The organism is Streptomyces sp. NPDC048506 (assembly GCF_040651315.1).
Lineage (GTDB): Bacteria > Actinomycetota > Actinomycetes > Streptomycetales > Streptomycetaceae > Streptomyces.
Genome location: NZ_JBEZIX010000034.1, coordinates 105,751 through 112,418, shown reverse-complemented (window position 1 = coordinate 112,418; position 6,668 = coordinate 105,751). Strand labels below are relative to the sequence as shown.

The following is a 6,668-nucleotide window of genomic DNA, read 5'->3' as shown; positions in this document are numbered from 1 at the left end:
CGGCCCTTAACTACAAGGGTTCGCTTTCGCTCGCCCGCCTGGTCTTCCCCTTCGCCTGTGGCTGGGTGATGGCCCACCCTGCCCTTGGGCTTGACCACCTCGGCTCAGCACCCCCGCGTTGCCGCAGACGCACCCGAGGCTGGGGACCGACCGTCGGTCACGGGTCGGGGTTCATGGCTACCTCCCTGCCATCAACCGCTGCTGTGACAGCGACTTCGTGTCGCACTGCTGTCTCCGTTCGGTGCAGCCACTCCGAACCGTACTCGCACCGTCACGCTGCGGGAACTCAAACGGCCCCGCCGCACAACGCAGGTGGGGCCGTGTCATTGACGCTCACCTCGGGCGGACCACGTCCACCAGCTCAGTCAGACTCTGAACACGCCAGTCCGCGGCCCGCGCTTCCGCGCTGTCTGCCCAAAGATGCCCGAGCGGACCGCGGCGCAGGTGGGCCGTCCGCATCCCGGCGGCGCGGGCCGGGCCAACATCGTTCTGCGGATGGTCACCGACGTACAGCACCTCGCCAGCCGGAACACCCGCCAGGACCACCGTGCGCGCGAAGAACTCGGCGGACGGTTTGGCCACCCCCCACTCCCCTGACGTGGCCAGTGCATCCACCGGCAGATCAAGCGCGCGCAGCAACTCGGCGGCCCGGGCCGTCTGGTTACCGGCCACGACCACGCGAATCCCCGCGTCCCGGACTGCTGCCAAGGAGGGCCGAACGTCCGGGTACAGGTCTGACTCGTCCAGGAACTCGCCCCGGCCGGCCCGCTCCATTGCTGCCCGCTCCGCCTCGATATCGATCCCCGGCCGTGCCAGTCTCAAGGCATCGGCGTTGTCCCGGCCTTGGGCGACCACCGCGCCTACCAGGGCGGAGAGCGTGTGCCTGTTGACGCCGAGCCAGTCGGCCCACGCCCCCCACCCGCGGTCATCTCTGATGAGCGTTTCGCCGACATCGAATGCCACTGCGCGGATCATGCGAACAGCCTAAGGGCGGGCAATCCGTGTGCGCTTGCCAGTGGCCGGCCGTACCATCCGCGCCATGGCGACCACATGCGTCCCTGACGCCACCGCCGAGGCCAACGAGCGCATACGCGCATTCATGGCCGCACGTATGGGCCGGCCTCTGTGGCCGGACGAGCAGGCCGAGTACGAGCAGCTGCTCGCCGCATGGGCCGCCGCCGGACCGGGAGCGTACGGGTCCGCACCGTGCTGCCCGTTCGTGCCGTCCCGCCCAGGCGGCAGCACCGGGTGAGCCCACCGAGAACCGGCCGCAGCACCGGAGTTGACCCCGCGCCACCCCTTGACGCGCACCTGTCCGGCACCAAGAATGAGCGCGCTCTGACAACGTTGTCGACGCCCTCCGGAGGTTCGGACCCATGTCAAGGCCCAGTCGCACCCGGCTGCGCACCGCCGGCGCGGTGCTGGCGGCCGCGCTGATCGGGGGCGCACTCACCGCCCCCGTCGCGCAGGCCGAACCACCCGGCGGCCCACTCACCGACCTGGTCAACCCGTTCATCGGCAGCCAGAACGACGGCAACACCTACCCGGGCGCCGCCCTACCCTTCGGCATGGTGCAGCTCTCCCCCGACACCGGCCACACCACCGGCTACGACTACAAGGCCGACCACATCCGCGGCTTCAGCTCGGTGCACATCTCCGGGGTCGGCTGCGGGCTCGGCGGCGACCTGCCGGTGCTGCCCACCACCGGCGACGTCACCGAGACCGACAACGCGAAGTACGCGGCCGCCTTCCGCCATGACGACGAGTCGGCCCGGCCCGGCTACTACCGCGTCGGGCTGACGTCCTACGGAGGCATCACCGCCGAGCTGACCGCCACCGCCCGCACCGGCCGGCAGCGCTACACCTTCCCGGCCACCGACAAGGCCAACGTGCTGCTCAACACGGGCCAGTCGCTGCACCGGACCGTCTCCACCCGGGTCGAGGTGCTGGACTCCCGCACCATCCGCACCGCCATCACCGGCCGGGGCTTCTGCCAGGACACCCAGCCGTACACGGTCTACACCCTCACCCGCTTCGACCGGCCGTTCGCGTCGTACGGAACCTGGGACGGGGACAAGGTGACGCCCGGATCCACCGCGTCGACCGGGGCCGGACGGCACGGCGCCTACGTCCGCTTCGACACCCGCAAGGACCGCACGGTCGAGGCGACCACCGCCCTCAGCTACGTCGACGCGGCGGGCGCGGCCGGTAACCTGCGCGCCGAGGGCGGGCTCTCCTTCGACCGCGCGCGGGCCGCCGCCGATGCCGCGTGGGAGCGCCGTCTGGGCCTGGTGAAGGTCCGCGGCGGCGACCGGACGCTGCGCCGGACCTTCTACTCCTCGCTCTACCGGTCGTTCCTCGCGCCGAACATCGGCAGCGACGTCGACGGGCGCTACACCGGATGGGACCGGAAGACCCACCGCACCGCCGATTTCGGGGGCTCCGCGTACTACCAGAACTGGTCCCTGTGGGACACCTACCGCACCCAGGCGCAGCTGCTCGCCCTGCTGGCTCCGCGGGAGTCGCGCGATATGGCGTTGTCGGTGCTGCGGATCGACAAGGAGAGCGGCTGGCTGCCCAAGTGGGGCTACGGAACGGTCGAGACGAACATCATGACCGGCGATCCGGTCACCCCGTTCCTCACCAACGCCTACCAGCAGGGGTTGCTGGCCGGGCACGAGGAGGAGGCGTACGCGGCGCTGAAGAAGAACGCCGACGGGGTGCCGCCGGACGCTTCGCCGGCCGTCGGCAGGGAGGCCAATGCGCCGTACCTGAAGGACGGCTTCGCGCCTTACGTCAAGGGACGCCCGCACCGCAAGCCCGGTGACTCGGACTTCGACCACGGCGCCTCGGCGACGCTGGAGTACGCCCTGTCGGACGCCATGCTGGCGCAGATGGCGCGCGATCTGGGGCACCGGGCGGACGCCGACCGCTATGCGGACCGGGCGCAGAACTACCGGAAGATCTTCGACCGTTCGACCGGGTTCTTCCGGGCCCGCGACGAGCACGGCGCCTTCACCGGTCCGGCCGACCCGGCCAAGAGCGAGGGCTTCCACGAGGGCACGTCCTGGCAGTACCAGTGGCTGGTGCCGCAGGACCTGCGGGGGATGATCGGGCTGATCGGCGGCAAGGACAAGGCCGATGAGCGGCTCGACGCGTTCTTCGCCTACCGCAAGCTGCTTCAGGACCCGGAGAAGACCGCCCGGGAGGTGTGGGTCAACGGCCCGTACGACTACTACAACGCGGACAAGTACAACCCGCAGAACGAGCCCGATCTGATCGCGCCGTACACCTACCTCTCCACCGGCCGCCCCTGGAAGACGACCGATGTGGTGCATGCCGCGCTGACCCTGTTCACCGACGCCCCGACCGGGATGACCGGGAACGACGACCTGGGGACGATGTCGGCGTGGATGGTGCTCTCGTCGATCGGGGTGTTCCCCGTGCAGCCGGGCACCGACAACTGGGGCCTGAGCACGCCGGTGTTCGACCGGGTGGAGCTGACGCTGGACCGGCGCTACTACCCGGCCGGGCGGTTCACCATCACGGCGCCCGGGACGTCGTCGGCGCAGCGCTATGTGCAGTCGGTGCGGCTGGACGGGTCCGAGCGGGACCGGACGTACCTCACCACCGACGAACTGCGCACCGGACACCGGCTGGCGTTCACCGTGGGCACCGAGCCGTCGGCCTGGGGCACCGGGGAGCACGCCGCGCCACCGCCGGTGGGCACGGCGCCCGCCGCCGGTACGCCGTAGCGGCGGGCGGCGGCTCCGCGTGGGCCCGCGGACCGGTGGCGCGGGGTGCGCGCGGCCGGTCCGCGGGCGGACGCGGAGGCGGAGGGGGCGGGACGGTCCTGCGGACGTCAGTCCTGGAGGGCCTGCCAGAACTCGTCGAAGGACATGGTGCCGTCGTGGTCGGTGTCCTTGGCCTTGATGACCGCCTCGGCGACCGGACCGGTGACGAACGGGTCGCCCATCTCGGCCATCGCCCGCTTGAACTCGTCCGGCGTGACCTGCCCGTCGCCGTCCGCGTCGAACCGGTCGAACGCCGCCCTGGCCTTCTCGATGTCTGCCATGCGAGGTGCCCCCTCCGTGGTGCTGCGCAGTGCTGCGCGGTGGTGTTGCCTGGTGATCTGACCTGCGTACATTAGCGGACCGTCAAGACCGGGCCGGTCGCGCCCTCCGACGGGCCAGGTAGGGGGCGGTACGGCTGCCCGGTGCCGCCGCGACCTCGGCGGGGGTGCCGGCGGCCACGATCCGGCCGCCGTCCGCTCCCCCGCCCGGGCCGAGGTCGATGACGTGGTCGGCGCCGGCGACCACCCCCATGTCGTGCTCGACGACCACGACGGTGTGCCCGGCGTCGACCAGTCCGTGCAGCTGGCGCAGCAGGACCTCGGTGTCGGCGGGGTGCAGGCCGGTGGTGGGCTCGTCGAGCAGGTAGAGGGTGTGCCCGCGACGGGGGCGCTGGAGCTCGGCGGCGAGCTTGATGCGCTGGGCCTCGCCGCCGGACAGCTCGGTCGCCGGCTGGCCGAGCCGGAGGTAGCCGAGGCCGACGTCCTGGAGCGTGCGCAGGCTGCGGGCGGCGGCCGGGATGTCGGCGAGGAACGCGACGGCGGTGTCCACGGTCATCGCCAGCACCTCGGCGATGGTCCGGTCCCGGTAGGTGATCTGGAGGGTCTCGGGGTTGTAGCGGGCGCCGTGACAGGCGGTGCAGGGCGCGTAGGTGCCGGGCAGGAAGAGGAGCTCCACGGCGACGAAGCCCTCGCCCTGGCAGGTCTCGCAGCGACCGGCCGCGACGTTGAAGGAGAACCGGCCGGCCCGGTAGCCGCGGGCGCGGGCCTCGTCGGTGGCGGCGAAGACCTTGCGCACCGCGTCGAAGAGACCGGTGTAGGTGGCGAGGTTGGAGCGCGGGGTGCGGCCGATCGGTTTCTGGTCGACGCGGACCAGCCGGTCGATCGCCTCCAGTCCTTCGGCACCGGTGAACTGGGCGCGGGCCGGCGCCCCGGTGTCCGCGCCGTCCTCGCCGACCGCGCCGTCCTCGCCGACCGCGCCGTCCTCGGACTGGTCGGTGCCGGCCGTCTCCGGCTGGTCGGCGCCGAGGTGGTCCCGTACGGCTTCCGCGAGGACGCGGGTGACCAGCGTCGACTTGCCCGACCCGGAGACACCGGTGACGGCGGTGAAGACGCCGAGCGGGAAGGCGGCGTCCAGATCGCGAAGGTTGTGCAGGGTGACGCCGTGCAGCGTCAGCGTGCCCGAGGGGCGGCGCGGGGTGCGGGCGGGCGGCGGTTCGGTGGCGAAGAGGAAGCGGCGGGTGGCGGAGGCCTCGGCCTCCGCGAGCCCGGCGACCGGGCCGCTGTGCAGCACCTGCCCACCGTGCTCCCCGGCCCGCGGGCCGATGTCGACGATCCAGTCGGCGCGCCGCACCACGTCCATGTCGTGCTCGACGACGAACAGCGAGTTGCCGGCCTCCTTGAGCCGGCCGAGCACCGTGAGCAGGGACTCCGTGTCGGCGGGGTGGAGTCCGGCGGACGGCTCGTCCAGGACGTAGACCACGCCGAAGAGGCCGGAGCGCAGCTGGGTGGCGAGCCGCAGTCGTTGTAGCTCGCCCGCGGAGAGGGTGGGCGAGGACCGGTCCATGCTCAGGTAGCCGAGGCCGAGTTCGGTGAGCACCTCGATCCGGGCCACCAGGTCGCGGGCGAGGGCCGGGGCCACCTCCTCGTCGGTCCGCGCGGCGGTCGGGCGGAGCAGCTCGGCGAGGGCGCCCAGCGGGAGGCCGGCGAGGGCGGCGATGTCGTGGCCGGCGAAGGTGACGGCCAGCGCCTCGGGGCGCAGCCGCCGCCCGCCGCAGGCCGGGCACGGCTCGGCGACCATGAAGCCCTGCACCCGCTTGCGCAGCGTCTCGCTCTTGGAGTCGGCGAAGGTGTGCAGCACATAGCGCCGGGCGCTCATGTACTGGCCCTTGTAGGGGCGTTGGATGCGACCGGCCTCGCGGACCGGGTGGACGGTGACGACGGGCTGTTCGTCGGTGAACAGGATCCAGTCGCGGTCGGCCTGCGGCAGCTCGCGCCAGGGCCGGTCGATGTCGTGGCCGAGGGCGGCCAGGATGTCGCGGAGGTTCTTGCCCTGCCAGGCGCCCGGCCAGGCGGCGATGGCGCCCTCGCGCAGGGACCGCGACGGGTCGGGGACCAGCGACTCCTCGGTGACGCGGTGGACGGTGCCCAGGCCGTGGCACTCCGGGCAGGCGCCGGTCGCCGTGTTGGGCGAGAAGGCGTCGGAGTCCAGGCGTTCCGGCATCTCCTCCGGGTAGTCGCCGGCGCGCGAGAAGAGCATCCGCAGGGTGTTGGAGAGGGTGGTGACGGTGCCCACCGAGGAGCGGGAGGTGGGTGCCGAGCGCCGCTGTTCCAGGGCGACGGCGGGCGGCAGTCCGGTGATGTCCTCGACCTTGGGCGCGCCGACCTGGTGGATCAGCCGCCGGGCGTAGGGGGCCACCGACTCGAAGTAGCGGCGCTGGGCCTCGGCGAAGAGGGTGCCGAAGGCCAGCGAGGACTTGCCCGATCCGGACACCCCGGTGAACGCGACCAGCGCGTCCCTCGGGATGTCCACATCGATGGTGCGGAGGTTGTGCTCACGGGCGCCGCGCACCCGTACGTACGAGTCGGCCATCCCTCC

General features: G+C 72.2%; 5 protein-coding genes. 2 read left to right on the top strand and 3 right to left on the bottom strand.

What is annotated here, in order from left to right; all coding sequences use genetic code 11:
• Positions 1 to 333: 333 nt before the first annotated feature.
• Positions 334 to 975: an HAD family hydrolase gene (locus tag AB0C96_RS26570; RefSeq protein WP_362920503.1), complete on the bottom strand. Its 642-nt coding sequence runs from the start codon at positions 973 to 975 to the stop codon at positions 334 to 336.
• 64 nt (positions 976 to 1,039) lie between these two features.
• Here AB0C96_RS26570 and AB0C96_RS26565 point away from each other — a divergent pair, with 64 nt between their 5' ends.
• Positions 1,040 to 1,252, top strand: a complete 213-nt coding sequence (locus AB0C96_RS26565) for a hypothetical protein (protein WP_362920501.1) — start codon at positions 1,040 to 1,042, stop codon at positions 1,250 to 1,252.
• Between the two features lie 124 nt (positions 1,253 to 1,376).
• The gene (locus AB0C96_RS26560; RefSeq protein WP_362920499.1) at positions 1,377 to 3,755 is read left to right on the top strand and encodes a GH92 family glycosyl hydrolase; all 2,379 of its coding nucleotides are present in this window, start codon (positions 1,377 to 1,379) and stop codon (positions 3,753 to 3,755) included.
• Between the two features lie 107 nt (positions 3,756 to 3,862).
• Here AB0C96_RS26560 and AB0C96_RS26555 read toward each other — a convergent pair whose 3' ends face one another.
• Both AB0C96_RS26555 and AB0C96_RS26550 read right to left on the bottom strand, forming a co-directional pair.
• Positions 3,863 to 4,075, bottom strand: coding sequence for an EF-hand domain-containing protein (locus AB0C96_RS26555; protein ID WP_362920498.1), 213 nt, complete (start codon positions 4,073 to 4,075; stop codon positions 3,863 to 3,865).
• Between the two features lie 82 nt (positions 4,076 to 4,157).
• Positions 4,158 to 6,662 (bottom strand): excinuclease ABC subunit UvrA, encoded by a 2,505-nt coding sequence (locus AB0C96_RS26550; protein ID WP_362920496.1) that lies wholly within the window; start codon positions 6,660 to 6,662, stop codon positions 4,158 to 4,160.
• Positions 6,663 to 6,668: the final 6 nt, after the last annotated feature.

Bases quoted from the DNA above. Each gene is read 5' to 3' on its own strand.
- AB0C96_RS26570 (WP_362920503.1), bottom strand. From the start codon at position 975: ATGATCCGCGCAGTGGCATTCGATGTCGGCGAAACGCTCATCAGAGAT.
- AB0C96_RS26565 (WP_362920501.1), top strand. From the start codon at position 1,040: ATGGCGACCACATGCGTCCCTGACGCCACCGCCGAGGCCAACGAGCGC.
- AB0C96_RS26560 (WP_362920499.1), top strand. From the start codon at position 1,377: ATGTCAAGGCCCAGTCGCACCCGGCTGCGCACCGCCGGCGCGGTGCTG.
- AB0C96_RS26555 (WP_362920498.1), bottom strand. From the start codon at position 4,075: ATGGCAGACATCGAGAAGGCCAGGGCGGCGTTCGACCGGTTCGACGCG.
- AB0C96_RS26550 (WP_362920496.1), bottom strand. From the start codon at position 6,662: ATGGCCGACTCGTACGTACGGGTGCGCGGCGCCCGTGAGCACAACCTC.